Raw genomic sequence first — 17,784 nt, forward strand, 5'->3', positions numbered from 1 at the left:
CTTCTTTTTAATTGTTATTGAATTATTTTAATCTAAAAGGTCTTGTAGTTGATTCTCTGGATATAGTATTTTAGTTTCTCTTAAATACTTAAGTATTGTATTTGCTTCTTCTTTACTAATCACTTTTAAGTCTATATGGTAGTTTTTATCTCTAGTCCATATTTCTGTATTTATTAGTGGAGAATCTGCTACTACTATAATATCCCAATCTTTGCCTTTTAGCATGTTCCAATTCTCAATGCTTGTTTTTGCTCTACTACCATACAATACTATTTTGTGCACTGTAGTAATGGTTTCTATTTGCTGTTTTAAATCATTGAGAATGTATGGCAGCACAGTATCGTGCTGCCATATCATTTCTAATTTCACTTGACTCATACTAAAAATCTATCTATAGGTAGGTTTGCATTTAAGTCTGAGTTTGATAACATTGTATCACTCTTATCTGCAATTCTATCTAAGTAATCTTTAGGAGCTGTTACTTTTAAAGCTTCTTCATTAATCGAAATTTTTAATACATCGTAATTAGGGTCTATTAGACTTCCTTTCTCTGTAAATCTTTCGAAAGTGAATGTTGGAACTTTTTCAATATCTACTTGAAATTGAATTTTTAAAGGCTCTCCTTTTTTGCTAAACATTTGTTTAGCTTCTACCCCAGGTATTAAAGAAATTTCTTCTGCTAGTTTTTGATAAATAACGCCTGAACTTGTATTTCCATTCCATGTAGCATCTCTATGTATTTCTATTTTTTGTCCCATACATGTAAATACTAAAGGAAATGCTTGCTCTCCATCGTACTCTCCTATATTAGTAAAGTAACTCCCTGAGTTATCTGTAAAACTAAACTCTACGGTTTTTCTTTCTTGTGATGCATCACTGACAACACCATCTTCACCTCCAATTAAAGTATTGGTTTGTTGAATTGGGTTATCTGTTAATGGATTGCCTTCAGAATCAAAAATTGGATTTCCATCGGAATCAAATAACGCAAAGTCATCGCAGTCTGTGTTACATGGTAATCCTTCTACATTTAGCCCTATAGATCCTGCTTGTAAAACGGTTAAGCTTGTTGGTAAACGTGTTTCCCAAGTTTTCTCTACTTCGCCTTCAATCGTTTCCATTTCTTCTGCAATAGACACATATAAATCGTTGTCTTGATCTATAATTAATCCTTCTCCATTCCAGATTTCTCCTGTAGACATGTACCAGTTTATAGCATCTTCAAATCCTGGGCGTACTGGTATTACCGTTCTTGCCATACCTGATTGTAAGAAGGCTTGAAAAATTGGATCTGCTGCATCTTGCGATTGGAATAATGCTTTCCAATCTGCTTCTTTAGCATAGAAATATGGATAGAATATGTAAGCCATAATTTCCCAATCGAATGCTTGTTCAAAGAATTTAACTGTTGAAGCATGATCTTGTAGTCCTTCATTCTTTTTAACTGTAGATAAACCTGTTGATTCGTCTACTGGGTTATAGTTATCTTTAGAGACTTTGCTTTGCTCTATTAATAATTCTATAGCTATACGTTTTAACTCTCTTTTCTCTATACTTCTGTTAAGTAACGGGTTAAAGCTTAGTTTTTCTCTATCTCCAGTATTTGCTTCTAACTCTTTAGCTAATGTTGCTTCGTTATATTCACGTAAACGGTCGTTATATGCTTCTATAATTGCATTATAGGTTTCGTTTTTCCACTCGTTATAATACGCATCTGTACGCTCACATCTTACTACAACATTTACATTGGTTACCCAGTTAAGGTTAAAGTATCCAGATACCGGAACTTCTTCTCTATAATAAGGCCAAATACCTACAAAGTTTCCACTATTAACTCCTAAATTAAGTCCAGCTACGGTTACTTGTACTTGTCCGCTATGCTGCTTTCCAGAGGTTTTAGCTGCTGTTGCTTTATAGCCTTTAGGCACTTTAATAACCTCTTTAGAGGCTTTATTTGTTAATCTGCCACCATCTCCGCCTTGCTGAGATTTTGTTAATGAGGTACCTACATAGCTATAATATTCTGGAGCTGCACTTACTTCTGCTCCATATTTAGCTGCGTAATATTGGTAATTTCCTTCGTGTAAAAACCCTGCATGCTCTATACCATAATAGCTTAATGGTTTTGGTGCTTCTGGTAAAATTACTGCCGATGTGGTATCTGTACCGTCTTCTAAACTTTTATATATTGCTTCTTTAAAAAAGCGTGCTGGTTCTGGTATAGCAAATTCATACATTAATCGTTTACCGTAGTTTATTAACTTGTTTTTGTAGATTTTATCTACCCAACGGTAAACTCCAGTAATATGCTTATCTCCTTTTCTATTATCGAATCCGTGTGTGTTATTTTCTTCGAATTCTCTTAAAATTCTAGAGGTACGTTTTCTACTTACCTTTTGTACTATACGCTCCATTGCACGCTCTGTAACTTCTTGTGCATAGGTTTGTGCTTGACTGTTTGAATTTGATGTAGAGCTTGATGTTGAAGCATCAAAATATGCGCCTGCTCCAAATGTTATATTTCCACCTGGTGTTTTACCGCTTACACTAGCATTTGCTCCAAAGTTAGTAGACTTGTCCTCGTTAAGTACAGTTGCTACTTCGCTTTGCATTTCGTTACGCTCTGTAGTTGTTGTATCTGTTAAGTTTTCTACTTCTTTTTCAGAAGTTTCCTCCGTCGTATTTTCTATACTTGTTAAGCTTCTTGTAGAACGTTCTTTGTACTCACGCGCCATAATATTCTCTATGTGAGAGACTTCTCCTGGAACATAGCAGCATACTTCTTGCTCTACGCGTCTAAAATCTGCAATACCTAAACTTGTTACACCATATATTTCTGGCTTTTCTATATCTACAGGTGTTGTATCGTCTCCTTTTACAATTTCGCAACATCCGTTAAATACTAAACGCCTTTTAGAACTATCGTTTGTTACATCAAACCTTAGTGTTACGCCATTATTTAAAGTAAATGTTCCTGAAAAACGATAACTTGCCGTATTACTTAACGGTTGGTTTATTGGAAAAAATAATCTCGCACTTGTATTGTCTAAACCTCCATTTACTTGCGCTGTTGTTCCTGCAATTTTTACTCCTGAATCTAAATTTGCTAGTTCGTAAGATACATTAGACACTTGCACACCAGAATATCCTGTTCCTAAAAACATGTTTAACCCAGGGTTATTAATTGCGCTTAAATTAGACACAAAAAAGCAATACGGATCTAACCTTAATTTATTACTACTTACTGCTGTTTTAACACCTCCTACTAATACGGTTTTTGGCGTAGTTCCTTCCTCGTTATCTATAATAACTTGAGTTTCGTTTTTAATTTTCGTGTTAATTTGCTCGTATACTTCAGAAAACTCTTCGTAAATACCTAACTCTTGCTTTTTAAAAACATCCATAGCTTCATTAGACAGAACTCTGTTAAGCTCTCCCTCATTTACAGTTTTACGTTTTGTAAATTTGAATTTTGGTAATTTTAAATCTGGATAACTTTCTATTACTCTCTTTTCTCCTGTTTTTGGATCTGTTTCCTCTACAAGTACTGGTGTTGCCGCATCAGTAATTTTATCTACATTGGCATTGTACTCTATTAAAGCTGCATCGTACTCTTTCTGTAATGCTTTATTAGATTTTGCTTCTACTTCTTTTAACTCACTATCTAGCTTTCTAAAAACCTCTACATTACTTTTTGCAGTTTCAATTTCTACTGCTTTTAACATGGCTCTTTCTTGAGCTTCTGTTATGCGTCTTGGTTTTGCTACTCTTGGTTTTACCTCATCTGAAAATAATGATTTTGTAATAACAACACTTGCACAGGCTCTACGTGTAAATAACTCTTCTTGGTCTGCTGTAAATACAATATCTGACTTTAATGATGCAGAAAACGTATTAAATGCTACTAAAAACTGATCTGCAATTAACATCTGTATTAATGCCTCGCGTACATGTACAGATTTTTTAGTTACTGTTTGGTATATTAAGTTTTCCCAAATGGTTAATTTTAAATTCCCTAATGGAGTAGCTCCATTTAAATTATCTTTAATTGCTTTATACGATAATCCATTTTTATTACGCATTAACCAAGATGAAAACTTGTACAACCCTTCGTTTTGTTTACGTACATCTGTTCTGGTTTTATAAGCTGAAAACGTTGCTGCTTTTTCTTGTAGTTTTGCTGCTTTTTCTGCCTCTCGCACCCCTTCTATTGCCTTAACAAATGCACTACTTCCTTCGTTTGGATGAAATACAAAACCAGGATGGTTTTCCTTTTTGTCTATTAATTGTGGGTTACGTACGGTAACAAACTTAAATAGGTTTTGTTTAATTTCTTTGCTCATGTTTACTTTATTAAATTTTATACTTATTATTAAATTCTTGTTATCAAGAACTGCTGTCGTTTCGCTTTTCTAACAGATTTACCTTAATACAAACCTTTAATAATAAAAGGCATTACTCTCCACCCTATTCAATAATATGTTTGAATAGTTAACCGTCGTTGTTTGATTTTTTAAGACGTCTATTTTATGTAAAATCAAGAAATTGTCGTTTTTTATACAAATGATTGATTAATAGCTTCTTTTGCATAATTACGACCTAATCACAATACAAATATACAACATTTTACAAACACAAACAAACATTTTACAATGTTTATTTGTAAAATGTTTAATTTAGTTGTTTAGAATTCTTTGAAGTGTTTTGTAATTATGTAATTTGTTGAGGTTTAGATGATTTTACTGTATAAAAAAAGAGCATCAAAATAATGATGCTCTTAATATTGTTTGTTTGTCCCGTCCTAAAATAGCGATACACTAAAACCTTAGTGTAATGAAAACATCAGAAAACAATGGGTACACCAAGCGTACCCAAAAAGATTACTCGCTCTCTTTTAAACTTCAATTAGTTGAAGAAGTAGGGCAAGGACATTTGACAAAATCACAACCCAGATAGCGCGGATTTGCAATTCGTGCCAATACTAAAACACATTTAAAACCAAAATATCTATCTCACTATCTAAACTAGTATAATTTCTTGCTGAACTAAAAACATAATCTTCTGGTTTTTCAACTATTTTATCTACCACTGGGTTATTATGTATATAATTTAATTTCTGTTTGATAAATGTATTTGAAACACACATCTCTGCATGATAACCATCTTGCCATACTTTATAATTTTACTCACGTTTTAAATGAGCGCAAGCTTTTTTAAAATAATCTAACAACCATTCTCTTCTACTTTCTGGATAAACTTTTATTGTTTCTATTATTTGTTTTGAAGTATACTTCTTAAAATCTCGTATAATATTAGACAAAATATAACCTTCTTTTGCTTTACATAACAAATGTAAATGACTAGGCATAATACAATAAGCATATATTTCTAAGCCTTTTTGTTTTTGACAATAATCTAAAGCTTTTATAATAACATAACGTTGCCTTAATCGAGTAAAAACATCTATCCAACCTACAGTTGTTATAGTTATAAAATAACCTGTAGCCATGGTGGCTTTGTATTTTGTTGACATAAATTCTTTTTTTTACAATTTAAGCTTTTATATAATGTAAAAAGAGCGTCTAAATTGACACTCTTTTTTACTCTTTAAAGGCACGGATTCCAAATCCGCGCTATCGGGTTATTTAGGACTAGACATAACATAAAAACCCTACAATGATTTCTTAATAATGTTATCAATAAATTCGCTAAAACTATTAGCTATTTTTCTTTTTAATTCTCCGCCCTCATCTAAATATGCTGGATGACTTGCATAAACAGGCGGATTTTCTGGGTCTTCTGCATCTGGATCATTAAAGTAAAAAAAGTCAAACTGTTCACCTCCATCTAATTCGCTTATCACCCAAAAATCACCTCCTTCAATTTTTAGATTAGCTTTTTCAAGGGTCTTTTTTATTTCATTTTGCCTCTCTAAAGAATATTCTAATGTAGTGTTTGTTATTCCTAAATTACATCTGTTTCCGCCTATATTCAAAAATTCTTGATAAGCTTTTGGGAAAATTACATTCTGTTCATTTTGAAATTGTTGTATTTCTAACTCTTTTACACCAATATTTATTCTTTCAAATATTTTTGGTGTGTCTTTCATTAATTGTAAGTATTGTATATCCATAATTATGTTATTCTTTTAAAAATCGTTTAAATTTCTCAATATCAATATCTCCTTCTCCATCAGGAAACTTAACATAATCAACATTAATAGTAGTATATTGTCCTAAGTTTTGTTGACGTAATAGTATTTCTCGTTTACATATAGTACAAGGTATAAATGTACTTTCCATATCTATTTCAATAACCAGCTCATCAATATCTATACCTTTTTTATCTGCAAATAAAATAACATCTTCTTCTATGTCTCTTAACAATGGGATTATTGCTTTATATTTAGTAGACATATTTGTTTTTCTTTAATCTAAGCTTTTTATAAATGCAAAAAGAGCATCGTATTTGATGCTCTTTTATTCTTTATTCAACATAAAAGCCCTACAATGATTTCTTAATAATGTTATCAATAAATTCACTAAAACTATTTGCTATTTTCCGTTTTAAATCTCCACCTTCATCTAAATATGCTGGATGACTTGCATAAACAGGTGGATTTTCTGGGTCTTCAGCATCTGGGTCATTAAAGTGAAAAAAGTCAAACTGCTCACCTCCATCTAATTCGCTTATAACCCAAAATTCTCCACCTTCAATTTTTAAATTAGCTTTTTTAAGAGTTTTCTTTACGTTATTTTGACTTTCTAGGTTATAGTCTAATTGACAATTATCTATACCTAAATTACAATACTTTCCTGCTAGGTATAAAAACTCTTTATAAGCTTTAGGAAACATAACCTGATAATCCTCTTCAAATTTTAAAATATCTTCTTCAGAAACTCCTTCATTTGTAATATTAAACACATTAGGTGTGTTTTTCATTAGTTGTAAATATTCTATATTCATATTCTCTATTCTAAATATTCTTTATATTCCTTTATACTGTTTTTAACAATTTCACCAGCTAGCGCTTGTCTGTGGCGAGTGACTAAAAAACAATATGTAAAATTTAAATAAATACTTTTTTAAAAATACAAAAGCCACAGATATTACACTGTAGCTTTTGCTTAGTCTTCTTTAATAATTTCTACGTTAATTCATTTATAATTTCATCTATAAATTCGCTAAAACTATTAGCTATTTTTCTTTTTAAATCGCCTTCTTCGTCTAAATAAGCAGGATGACTTACATAAACAGGTGGGTTTTCTGGGTCTTCTGCTTCTGAATCATTAAAGTAAAAGAAATGAAACTGTTCTCCCCCATCCAATTCACTTATCACCCAAAACTCTCCACCTTCAATCTTTAAGTTGTTGTTTTTAAGTATTCTTTTAACGTTGTTTTGACTTTCTAAATCATAGTCCAACATTGTATTTGATAATCCTAAATTACACCTTTTTCCTCCTAAAATTAGGAACTCTTGATAGGCTTTTGGAAAAAGTACGTTCTGCTGATTTTGAAATTGTTCTATTTCCTGTATGTCAACACCAATATTTGTTCTTTCAAATATCTTTTGAGTGTCTTTCATTAATTGTAAATATTGTATATTCATTATTATATTTTTGTTTTAAAAATTGCTTAAACTCTTTACTGTTTTCAATAGCTTCTCCATCCAGAAATCTAGGATAATCTATATTAATTGTAGTAAATTGACCTAAATTTTATTGACGTAATAATATTTCTCGCTTACAAATAGCGCAAGGAATAAATGTACTTTCCATATCTATTTCAATAATCAACTCATCAATATCTATACCTTTTTTATCTGCAAATAAAATAACATCTTCTTCTATGTCTCTTAACAATGGGATTATTACCTTATATATTAGTAGACATATTTGTTTTTCTACAATTTAAGCTTTTTATAAATACAAAAAGAGCATCGTATTTGATGCTCTTTTATTCTTTATTCTAAATAGAAACTCTATGTTGATTTCTTAATAATATTATCAATAAATTCACTAAAACTATTTGCTATTTTCCGTTTTAAATCTCCACCTTCATCTAAATATGCTGGATGACTTACATAAACAGGTGGGTTTTCTGGGTCATTAAAGTGAAAAAAGTCAAACTGCTCACCTCCATCTAATTCGCTTATAACCCAAAATTCTCTACCTTCAATTTTTAAATTAGCTTTTTCAAGGGTTTTCTTTACGTTATTTTGACTTTCTTTATCATAATCCAAAGAACTAATATCTATATTACAATAACCACCTGCTAAAAATAAAAATTCTTGTTCCGAAATTCCTCGGTTCTTTGAACCAAATATTTCTGGAGTGTTTTTCATTAAGTTTAAATAATTAATATTCATAATCTTATTTTATAAATTTATTAAATTTTATACTGTTTTTAACAATTTCACTAGCTAGCGCTTGTCTGTGACGAGTGACTAAAAAACAATATGTAAAATTTAAATAAATACTTTTTTAAAAATACAAAAGCCACAGATATTACACTGTAGCTTTTGTTCGTTTTGCAAATCTTTACTGTCACTCGTCTGCGACGAGTGCTAACCTAGGGCTTTTACTTGTTTTTATTCATAGAATGCCTTTAGTTACTTTTGCAAGTTTTGCCAGCTTTGTTAAATGCCTAAATTTTAAAATATTACCAACACCTGTAAAGGTTGTTACAATATCTAGCACTAGCCAAGCGAGATATATAATGAGTTATTATTCTCTAAAGCTGATTCACAGATTTCTTTTAAACCACTATATGCCTTTTGATAAGGCTCTTCAATATAGTTTTGAATATCTGTTAACTGATTATAAAACTCTTCAACTCTAGTGCATTCCCAGTCATCATTTTCAAACCATCCTTCTCCTGCTCTCAAATAATTATATATTATACTTTCTTTATTATAATCTTGGCTTAAAGGAATTAAATTTAATATAGATGACCAATAACCATCCCATATTCGTAATTCAAATAAGATTTTTCTATCACTACTTTTTTCTTTAATTAATAACTCAGTTTCTCCCTCAAATCCTTTATATAAATCAATTTTTCTCATATTTATCTGACTTTAAAATGTCCTTCATTTAAAATTTGTAATTCTTTATTTTAAAAATCAAACTCCTTTCTTTCGAAGTCTTTTTCAAAATTAAAATTGTGATGTAAATAATAATTTTCCTTGCTTATATATTCGTACGTGTCATTTTCGTTTTTTATAATAAACCTCCTTCTTGGTGTTTCACTTATAGTAGGATCATTATAAAAAGAAACTAAACATTGGGGCGTGCCATTATAAAGAAAATACATAACATAATCTTCATTCTCTACATTAATATTAAAAACCCAACCCTCTTGCTCGTAGTACCCTTCATCTTTAATAGGATAAAGTTTAATTTTACTATTCTCTATAGAAATTGTTTCTAAATTATAACTTCTGTCTTCAATATCATTTAAGATATTTAATGCTATAACTTCTATCTCTTGTTTTGTTACCTTTTCCATGTTAGTATTTTATATTTCTCAATATTCTAACTTTAGAGGATTCAATCCTTATTTTTTCTGTTTTATAGATTGCGTTTACTTATAAAACTGTTTTAAACACACCTTCTACTCTTGGATTATCTTTCCATGTATTGAAAAGTTTAAAAAACTCTTTATTATTCCTATATATAACTAGCTAGAATACTAAAAAAACACCTATAACATTACTTCCTTTCTGTATATTGAATTTATGTTCTTAAATTCAAGTTTAATTTCATCTACATTTAATGCCTTTGTTTTTGTTTTCAAAAACGCTATCGGGTCAAGACAGGGGAGTTTTAATCTAACTCGACCTTATAATACTTCCCTTCTTCATCTTTCTCTATATCGAACAAAATCATATTAAAATTATTGTATAAGACAGGTTCTCCTGTTTCATCAGAAATAAATAAATGATCTGAATTATCAAAAATAGCCTTTATAAAAACTGTCCAACAAGGAATAATTTTTCCTTCCATTTTTCCTGCTAAAATCTCATTATCTTTTTCAAATATTAATCCATCAGTACAATCTTCAAGATAGAATTCTTCTCGAAAATCTTTCATTATTTGTTTAGCCTTTTTTATTATTTGTTCTTCTGTATGTTTCATAATTTTATTTTTAATATCGGCACTCCTGCTTTTAACCTTTCGCTATTAACTTAACTAAAACTTACTGTAAGTTCTTTCTTAGTCCAATATCGTTAAATTTAAAAACTTTAAAAAACACAAAAGCTACAATAATATTATTGTAGCTTTTATTATCAATTATACTATGCATTTAGCACTTATAACTTACCCTCCCGTTTCAATTTGGATAGACGTCTTTGTTCTTCTTTTTTCGATTGTTCTTCAGGTGTCATTAAATCCCATTCTATAGTTTTTATTTGTTCATGAAGATCATAATATTCATCAAATAAAAGGTTGTTTTCATTTACATATAAATCTAACTCTTCGTCTGTTTTAAAGCCTTTTGAAATTATTGGTTTTAATTCCTCAATTCTCTGCTTATATACCTGTAATTGCTCTTTTAAGTCCATAATTATTTTTCTTTTAATATTACTTCAAATATTCTATCATTTCTTCTACTTGGTAAAGGATGCATTATTTTTTTTATAGACAATACATCAAACTCTGTACCTGATTTAAAAAGGAGTTCTGCTTCATGAGGCAGCATTGAAGCTTCTTCGATTAATTTAGCATTTTTTCCTTGTACTTTAAAAATTACGTTTTGTAAAGGATTATCTATTAACCAAGAATTAAGTGCTTCGTCCGAGTGTGTTACCGAAAAAAAACCTTTTTCTTTATAAATGCCTCCCTCTTTGAAAATTTTTCTTAAATCTTTTTCACTAAAATACGCAGATCTTTTTAAAAAACCTCCATTATATGAAGAGTTTGGTAACTTAGACAAAGCTTTATTAAGTACTCTTTGCATAGCCAGTAATTCATCATCTAAATTAACTCCTAAACCACGTAATGATTTATTTAAACGAATATAAGTACTCCCTGTATACACTCTAACCATTGCAGAAAAATCTGCTGACATCCATTTTTCAAATATTTTATATTTCTCAACAAATGTTTTTGCTTTTTTATAAGCTGGATTTTTATTTAATAACGTTATACTTTCTTGTAAAATCCCTGACAACTCATCCAAATCATCAACAATTTTGTTAACCTGTTTTTGCTTGTTAACATCCTTAGTTTTTTCAATTAACTCATATCCTACATCTCTAGTTTTTCTAGCTTGAGTTCTTAATAAATTATCTATACCATCTACACTTAATGTAGCAATATCTAATAGTATTAAAAAATCCCTTAAATGTTGACAAAATGTTTTTTTACCATTATTATTTTTCTCAGCTCCAGGATCACATTCGTTTACAAAATTTAACATAGTACCTAAAGCACCCGAAGCAACTTCTACTGTTGCCAAACCTAGCTTTAATTTAATAACATGGTTTGCTTTATGAAGCTTTAACAAGTGCCTAAATTTTAACAAGTTACCAAAACCTATTAAGGTTGTAACTGCATCTAAAGTAAGCCATGCTGTTTTTTCAAAATTATCCCAAGCTGCTTTATCATCGAAAGCTTTTAAATAAAATGCTGGTATTGGTGTACTTGGCAATGTAAGGGAGCCTTCTTGATTGACTTCTGGTAATTGAATAGGTTGAAATAAATGATATTTTCCAACTATTTTTGGATGGTGTTTACCTTTTACCTGTCGTGTAACAAACATTGTCGGTCTTTTATAACCTGGTAGAAAATGGAAATTAAAACCGTTTTTATAAAACCCTAATATTTTTTTATTTTGATATGCAAGATAATTAGGTCCTGTTTCTTCATTGTCTACATACAAATCTTCGTTTTTATAACTACTGTTTGCCCAAAAAACATATATCATTTTTACAAATTTCGTAAAATTATCTTCACCTCCTCTATCGTTTAGTTTCATATAAAGTAATTCGAAAATAGAAAAGGAGCCTATCTTCTCGTCTATTAATATACTTAGAAAGTCATTATTCCCTTTTAAATCACTTTTTTCTTTTAATTTTTTATTAAGTGCTGTTAAGATATTTAAAACAGCTTTTTCTTCGTTACTTCCTGTCTCATCTACTAAACCTCCTAATAGATTTTTTAAGTCTGAAACTATATCGAACTTTCTTCTTGACTCTATTACAAACTGGGGTGCAAATTCATAAACTTTATCTAATTTATTTCTATCTCTACCTGTTTTATAAAATTCGTTATTAAAAGCCGCACGTATTTGATACATTATTTTTGAATCGAAACTAATATTTATCTCTTTTAAGAATAAAGATAACTCATCAAAGTTTTTACTCTCTATTACTATACCATATTTTTTATTAAAAGGATCATCACTTTTATAACTATTGAATGGAAACAAAACTCTGTATTTAAAAAAGTCTTTTTCATAATTAATATTAAAGCTAAAAACAGCTTTATTTTTATTTATTGTTTTACCTTTATACGGAGATAAAAATGCATCAAAAAAATACTCTTGCTCTTTATTTTTATATGTAATTTTACTTGTGTTACTAATAAACCATGTTGAATCTGGATATTTATTACTATTCCCTAAAAGATAGTTTTCAAGATTTTTTCTTAAACTTAATTTAGTTATCATCCCCCTAAGAAGACTATCTGGATTGTAAATAAAACTTCCTGCGTTAAACTTATCAACCAATTTATTATAGTCTACAACACCTGTCCAAATAAAGTTAAAATCATTTGTTAAGTCATCAAACTCAAAAGGAGACTCAAACCCCAGCCGTTCGGCAAATTCAAATGTATTACTCATTTTTCTTTTTTTTAATTGTTAAACATTTGTTTAGTTATATTTAAACACACCTTACTAAGAAGTTGTTTTTGTTGAGGTACTAGATGCTGCTGCATCATCTATAGCACGTTTTAAAGCTTCTACAGATATTTGTGCAACGGTCTGCCTGTTACTACCTTCTGTTGTTAACTTTAAATAGCCATTATCTATATCTACGTTTTCAATTAAACGGCTTTGTACCTTTTCTAATTCAGTAGGATCTAACTCCCCAGCTACCGCTAGTTTGTAACTAGTGGAAGCAAGAGTAAAAACACACAAAAGTAGGTTTTAACTTAACATAAAGACTTAATGTACTACCAAAACCTATTTTAAAAAAATTAAAATATCTTACTAATAACAAAAGCTTTTACATTTCTGTAAAAGCTCTTATTTTTATACTTACTCGAATTTGCCACTAGCTAAAAGCTAGCAGGAGCGGGTAGCCTTAATTTTTATCTAAAAAGCTTTTCCACTCTTTTAATAAACTTATTAATTCTTTTAAAGGCATCACTACTCTTGGTGAATCTGTTACATCTTCAAAAGGTTCAAAGTATGCTGTTTCTCCTTCTACTTCAAAATAACCCGAAGCATTACCAAAACTCCATGACATCTCAGGGTCTTGAATATCATCAAAGACCTTTTCTCCTTCTATTATGCTTTGTAAATCATTTATCACATTCCCCCAATCCAATTGCTCTCCCATAAAATATGATAAAAGCATATATTTTTCATCAATTGCTTTAGGACCTATAACTTCTGATCCATCTATTAAACTTTTTACTGTAAATGCTATTTTATTCATGATTTAGATTTTTTAATTATTGTATTACTGGGTAAGCATTTACATGATTGCAAATTTTAAATAAACACTTTTATAAAGTACAAAAGCCACAGAATAATCTTTGGCTTTTGTTTGTTTTCTAATATTTAACTAACATATTATTAATTATAAATAAAGTTTAATTCATTAAGAAACTCAATAATAGTTTCTTGATTAGATTCATTTAAATTAATTTCAACTTTTTCATCTTCAGAATATTTTTGAAAAAAGACATTTGCTTCCTCTGAAGAATTAAAATAATTAATACTTCTTAAGTCTTTCATTAAACTGATAATACTGTTATTACTATTATCTTCTCTTTTTATTACTAATTTTGATTTCATTTTATCTATTTATTTCCCATCTATTATTCACCTCTAACAAATAACTAAAAAAATTAAACAAATACTTCTACAAAATACAAAAGCCACAGAATTATCTGTGGCTTTTATTTATTTTCCTTTAACTACATTCATCACAGACAAACACTAGTTAGTAGAAATACTATAAATATTATTCTTCATCTATTACGTTCATAGATTCTAAAAACTCTGTAAAAGAATTAGCTACTTTATACGGCCCTTCATCTGAAAAATAAATATAAATTTCACCATAATTTCCAGTTTGATAACCCATTGCTAAATAACCTCCTTCTATTGTTCCAATTGGCAACAATTTAGGAAATAAAAAATCATGTTTTCTATTATAGTATTCTTCCAAAGTCCCACCTCTATCACTTTTTAATTTATGAAATGTTGCCAAACTAATTTCTTCTCCTTTAAAAGAAAATTCATATTGTTTTTCCCAAGGAACACTCCCTCCATTGTATTTTAATAGGTGTGTTTTATAATCTTCAGGTAACTCTTTCCCTATAAGCTGCTCAAAAGCTTGAACATCTATTTCGGTTATTGATTCTCCATATGTATTAAATTCTAACATGATTAATAGTTTTTAATTATCTATAACCTTTGAAATATACAAACAAAGGAACTACAGTAAGATTACTGTAGTTCCTTTTATTTTTTTATCACAAACGAGTTTAAAATAGAGAGCCTTAATTTTTATCTAAAAAGCTTTTCCATTCTTTTAATAAACCTATTAGTTCTTTTAAAGGCATCACTACTCTTGGTGAATCTGTTACATCTTCATAAGGTTCAAAGTATGCTGTTTCTCCTTCTACTTCAAAATAACCTGAAGCATTACCAAAACTCCATGACATCTCAGGGTCCTGAATATCATCAAAGACTTTTTCTCCTTTTATTATACTTTGTAAATCGTCAATTATTTTATTTATTTCAAATTTTGCGTCAGTGACAAATAAGCCTAACAAATCATATTTATTATCATTGGCTACTGCCCATTTCACTTCTTTTTTAAATGTCAAGTATTCCATATTATTCTCTTAAAAAATTATATATGCTGTTTCAATTTCTTTAGTTGATCTATTTATATAAAATTCAATCATTAAACCATCATTAGTTTTTCCAACAAATCTACGATTATTATGTTCAATAATATTTTCTGTAGCTTCAAAAACTATATTCCTCACCTTTTTAATATCCCAATTTTTAGGCCACATTGTTGATGGGTTATTCTTAAACTTCCATGCGTTCAATTCTTTTACAAAAAAGTCTAATTTCACTTGTCGAACCGTTTCTCCTGTAGATAATTTTTTTGTAAACACATTTTCAGCTATTCTAACAGAATTAGGATCTAATTCTTTTAAAAAATGTGCCCCTCCTACAGAATCTATTTTATAAGCTTGGTTTGGAAGTAAATCCTGAAAAACTCTTCCCCCTTGACCAATTGTATATTCGTACACTTCGGCAATATAATTAGGGTTAGGTTCTCCATTAGGTAGTTTTTTTAGAACATTAGTATTAACTACCGTAACTTTAATGTGACCAAACCTAATATGGTCTATAAATTTAGAAGAAAATTTAAACACTTTGAAACCAAACCTTTTTAAGTTTGAATTTTCTTTTGCCAAACCATCCAAATGTTTTTCAATAGTTACACCCGCTTCTTTTGCACTCTCTTCTAATTCATCAATAACCTTACCAATTTCTTTTTCTGGTATATTAGTAACAACTTCTTCTCCTTTATGTACTATAGATATTTTTCCATCTATTTTTTTGTAAGTATAACAAAATGTTCCCTTTTTTCCCATAACGTAACTATTTATTTGCCAATTGGGCAAAGGGTTAATAATCCTGTTACCTCATCATACTTTGTAGGTTTATATCCACGGTTTTTAAAGTAGTTCCTACTTTTTGTAGACTTAAAAAAAGTATTAAAAACATCGTCTAATGCTTTAGCAACACCTCTAACGGCCTCATCTAACACTTTACCTACGTTAGCAAGTACTATATCTAAGAACTCTAGTAGTTTATTTTTGCCTTTTCGTATGATACCAACAATGGTAGACCACATACTCATAATGCTTTTTATACTAAAAGCAACTGTTTTAAAAGCCACTTTAAACACCAAAGCCATAGCATTTTGTACAGCAATTATAATTTTTGCCAGTACTTTTCCTGCTTTTCCTAGCTTAGCTATTTTAGTTGCTAATAGCCCTGGAAAGAAAAAGGACAATATAATATCTACAATTAATAATATAGCATAAGCGATATAGTAAGCCCATTCTGCATAATTTAAGCCTTCAAGTGTTTTTCCTGCTTTGTTAAAAATACTTGCTAAAAGGCGCAACCTAAATAACTCGAATTTTAAGAACGACTGTTTAAAAAAGTCTAACCAATCTATAGCTCCAAAGCTTTGCAGGGTGTTATCTATATTTTCTAAAGTTAAGTTATAATATAAACCAAAGTTTCTAATAAACGATTTTGTTTGTTCTACTTTAGTGCCTATTGCTTCGCCTATTTTGCTCACTCCTGCTATAGCTAGTTTTATTATAAATAAAAATAGCCTTATTACATCGGCCACAAAGTCTACTAAACCAGACCAAAGCCCAGAGATAAATGCTAACACAACATTTATTGCCGTATTAACTCCCTTTATTAGTTTTTCTAAAGTGTTATTTAAAAACTCTTTTAGTTTACCAAGCGCTCCTTTTATTTGTGTTTTCATACTGTTAAACACACGCTCTATCTCTTCGGAATACAAATAAAAAGCTGCTGCTCCTGGCGCTAAAACAAAAGCAAAAGGGCCTGAAACGATAGTGGCTAAACCTCCTGCTGCAACCATGTTTTTGAAGCTTAACTCATCTATTTTACTACCTATAACATCTAATGATGAGGTGAGCGTTTTTATTTGCTCTTTTGTAATATTTACTGCTGGTTTAAAATCTTTATGATCTGGATTCCAAAAGCTAGGATCTATTTTTAATGATCCTTCTACAAACTCATCGAAGCCTTTGATAGCTGAGTCTATCATTTTTTCTGCTAAAACTAAACCTACTGTAGCAGCCGGTCCAGCTACTTTTCGTGCTTTTTCTATAATAGTAATTAAAGCACTTTGTAATGCCGAAGTATCATCGACTCTATTAACTATACTGGTTAATTGGTCTGATGTTATTTCGTAACGCTTATTAATAAAGGCTGTTAATGACTTACTCGATTCACTAAAGTCTATGCTTTCATCTTGTTTAAAGCGCATAATGGCTTTAGAAAAATCTTTATCATTTTTTTCTAAAAGAATGATTTGTTCTCCTTTTTTAGGCACTAATCCGTTGTGTGTTTTTAGTATTTCGGCGCCATCGGTTCCTATTATTAAAACAACGGTTCCTATTTTTTTTCTTTTCCCATCTATTTTAGTAACTCTATTGGTTCTGTATACTTTATTTATTCCACCGCCTGTGTACGTTTCCTCTATTATAGTTCCGCCATATTTTCCAGATTTATTTTTTACTTCTACACATTCTACTCCTTGAAAAAAATAGTTTAAAAAATTATCTGTTGTACAGGTTTGAAATATAGAGCTAGAAACAGGAGCGTTTGCAGCAAAAGCATTAGCGGCATTAGAAATACCATCGGGAAAATTAACATTACCAAATGGGCTATTTTCATTTAAATTACTCATTTTCTAATTTTTTAGTTGTTAAACAATACATAGCCTCTTACTTTACCCAACCTTATATT

General features: G+C 29.8%; 21 protein-coding genes and 1 pseudogene. 1 reads left to right on the forward strand and 21 read right to left on the reverse strand.

Features of this window, described 5'->3' with window-relative positions; all coding sequences use genetic code 11:
• Positions 1–27: 27 nt before the first annotated feature.
• Complete coding sequence (locus tag ACVC08_RS16900; protein ID WP_452598024.1) at positions 28–378, reverse strand: nucleotidyltransferase domain-containing protein; 351 nt, start codon at positions 376–378, stop codon at positions 28–30.
• A complete protein-coding gene (locus ACVC08_RS16905) occupies positions 375–4,343 on the reverse strand; it encodes a hypothetical protein (protein WP_452602929.1) in 3,969 nt (1,322 codons plus the stop codon). Before ACVC08_RS16905 ends, ACVC08_RS16900 begins: the two co-directional genes overlap by 4 nt.
• Positions 4,344–4,833: 490 nt before the next feature.
• Here ACVC08_RS16905 and ACVC08_RS16910 point away from each other — a divergent pair, with 490 nt between their 5' ends.
• Positions 4,834–4,956, forward strand: a complete 123-nt coding sequence (locus ACVC08_RS16910) for a hypothetical protein (protein WP_452602930.1) — start codon at positions 4,834–4,836, stop codon at positions 4,954–4,956.
• Positions 4,957–4,981: 25 nt separating this feature from the next.
• Here ACVC08_RS16910 and ACVC08_RS16915 read toward each other — a convergent pair.
• From ACVC08_RS16915 to ACVC08_RS17005, 19 genes and pseudogenes are all read right to left on the reverse strand, one after another.
• A pseudogene (locus ACVC08_RS16915) lies at positions 4,982–5,533 on the reverse strand (REP-associated tyrosine transposase).
• A 138-nt stretch (positions 5,534–5,671) separates the two neighbouring features.
• Positions 5,672–6,133 (reverse strand): SMI1/KNR4 family protein, encoded by a 462-nt coding sequence (locus ACVC08_RS16920; protein WP_452602931.1) that lies wholly within the window; start codon positions 6,131–6,133, stop codon positions 5,672–5,674.
• Positions 6,134–6,140: 7 nt separating this feature from the next.
• Positions 6,141–6,416: a hypothetical protein gene (locus ACVC08_RS16925; RefSeq protein WP_452602932.1), complete on the reverse strand. Its 276-nt coding sequence runs from the start codon at positions 6,414–6,416 to the stop codon at positions 6,141–6,143.
• A gap of 88 nt (positions 6,417–6,504) precedes the next feature.
• Complete coding sequence (locus tag ACVC08_RS16930; RefSeq protein WP_452602933.1) at positions 6,505–6,966, reverse strand: SMI1/KNR4 family protein; 462 nt, start codon at positions 6,964–6,966, stop codon at positions 6,505–6,507.
• 181 nt (positions 6,967–7,147) lie between these two features.
• Entirely contained in the window at positions 7,148–7,609 is a 462-nt protein-coding gene (locus tag ACVC08_RS16935) for an SMI1/KNR4 family protein (RefSeq protein ID WP_452602934.1), read from the reverse strand.
• 109 nt (positions 7,610–7,718) lie between these two features.
• Entirely contained in the window at positions 7,719–7,862 is a 144-nt protein-coding gene (locus ACVC08_RS16940) for a hypothetical protein (protein ID WP_452602935.1), read from the reverse strand.
• Positions 7,863–7,981: 119 nt separating this feature from the next.
• Complete coding sequence (locus ACVC08_RS16945) at positions 7,982–8,368, reverse strand: SMI1/KNR4 family protein (RefSeq protein WP_452602936.1); 387 nt, start codon at positions 8,366–8,368, stop codon at positions 7,982–7,984.
• A 330-nt stretch (positions 8,369–8,698) separates the two neighbouring features.
• The gene (locus tag ACVC08_RS16950) at positions 8,699–9,067 is read right to left on the reverse strand and encodes a hypothetical protein (RefSeq protein WP_452602937.1); all 369 of its coding nucleotides are present in this window, start codon (positions 9,065–9,067) and stop codon (positions 8,699–8,701) included.
• A gap of 50 nt (positions 9,068–9,117) precedes the next feature.
• On the reverse strand, positions 9,118–9,510 hold the full coding sequence (locus ACVC08_RS16955) for a hypothetical protein (protein WP_452602938.1): 393 nt from the start codon (positions 9,508–9,510) through the stop codon (positions 9,118–9,120).
• A 317-nt stretch (positions 9,511–9,827) separates the two neighbouring features.
• A complete protein-coding gene (locus ACVC08_RS16960) occupies positions 9,828–10,139 on the reverse strand; it encodes a hypothetical protein (RefSeq protein WP_452602939.1) in 312 nt (103 codons plus the stop codon).
• Positions 10,140–10,315: 176 nt separating this feature from the next.
• Positions 10,316–10,567, reverse strand: coding sequence for a hypothetical protein (locus tag ACVC08_RS16965; RefSeq protein WP_452602940.1), 252 nt, complete (start codon positions 10,565–10,567; stop codon positions 10,316–10,318).
• 2 nt (positions 10,568–10,569) lie between these two features.
• Positions 10,570–12,849: an ADP-ribosyltransferase gene (locus ACVC08_RS16970; protein WP_452602941.1), complete on the reverse strand. Its 2,280-nt coding sequence runs from the start codon at positions 12,847–12,849 to the stop codon at positions 10,570–10,572.
• Positions 12,850–12,903: 54 nt separating this feature from the next.
• Complete coding sequence (locus ACVC08_RS16975) at positions 12,904–13,146, reverse strand: hypothetical protein (RefSeq protein ID WP_452602942.1); 243 nt, start codon at positions 13,144–13,146, stop codon at positions 12,904–12,906.
• Positions 13,147–13,312: 166 nt separating this feature from the next.
• Positions 13,313–13,669 (reverse strand): hypothetical protein, encoded by a 357-nt coding sequence (locus ACVC08_RS16980; RefSeq protein WP_452602943.1) that lies wholly within the window; start codon positions 13,667–13,669, stop codon positions 13,313–13,315.
• Positions 13,670–13,809: 140 nt separating this feature from the next.
• On the reverse strand, positions 13,810–14,031 hold the full coding sequence (locus ACVC08_RS16985; RefSeq protein ID WP_452602944.1) for a hypothetical protein: 222 nt from the start codon (positions 14,029–14,031) through the stop codon (positions 13,810–13,812).
• A gap of 169 nt (positions 14,032–14,200) precedes the next feature.
• Positions 14,201–14,626, reverse strand: coding sequence for an SMI1/KNR4 family protein (locus ACVC08_RS16990; RefSeq protein ID WP_452602945.1), 426 nt, complete (start codon positions 14,624–14,626; stop codon positions 14,201–14,203).
• A gap of 115 nt (positions 14,627–14,741) precedes the next feature.
• Positions 14,742–15,080: a hypothetical protein gene (locus ACVC08_RS16995; RefSeq protein WP_452602946.1), complete on the reverse strand. Its 339-nt coding sequence runs from the start codon at positions 15,078–15,080 to the stop codon at positions 14,742–14,744.
• A gap of 9 nt (positions 15,081–15,089) precedes the next feature.
• A complete protein-coding gene (locus ACVC08_RS17000) occupies positions 15,090–15,857 on the reverse strand; it encodes an EndoU domain-containing protein (RefSeq protein WP_452602947.1) in 768 nt (255 codons plus the stop codon).
• A gap of 11 nt (positions 15,858–15,868) precedes the next feature.
• The gene (locus ACVC08_RS17005) at positions 15,869–17,725 is read right to left on the reverse strand and encodes a hypothetical protein (protein ID WP_452602948.1); all 1,857 of its coding nucleotides are present in this window, start codon (positions 17,723–17,725) and stop codon (positions 15,869–15,871) included.
• Between the last annotated feature and the right edge of the window lie 59 nt (positions 17,726–17,784).

The sequence above is a fragment of the Pontimicrobium sp. MEBiC06410 genome (assembly GCF_053601615.1).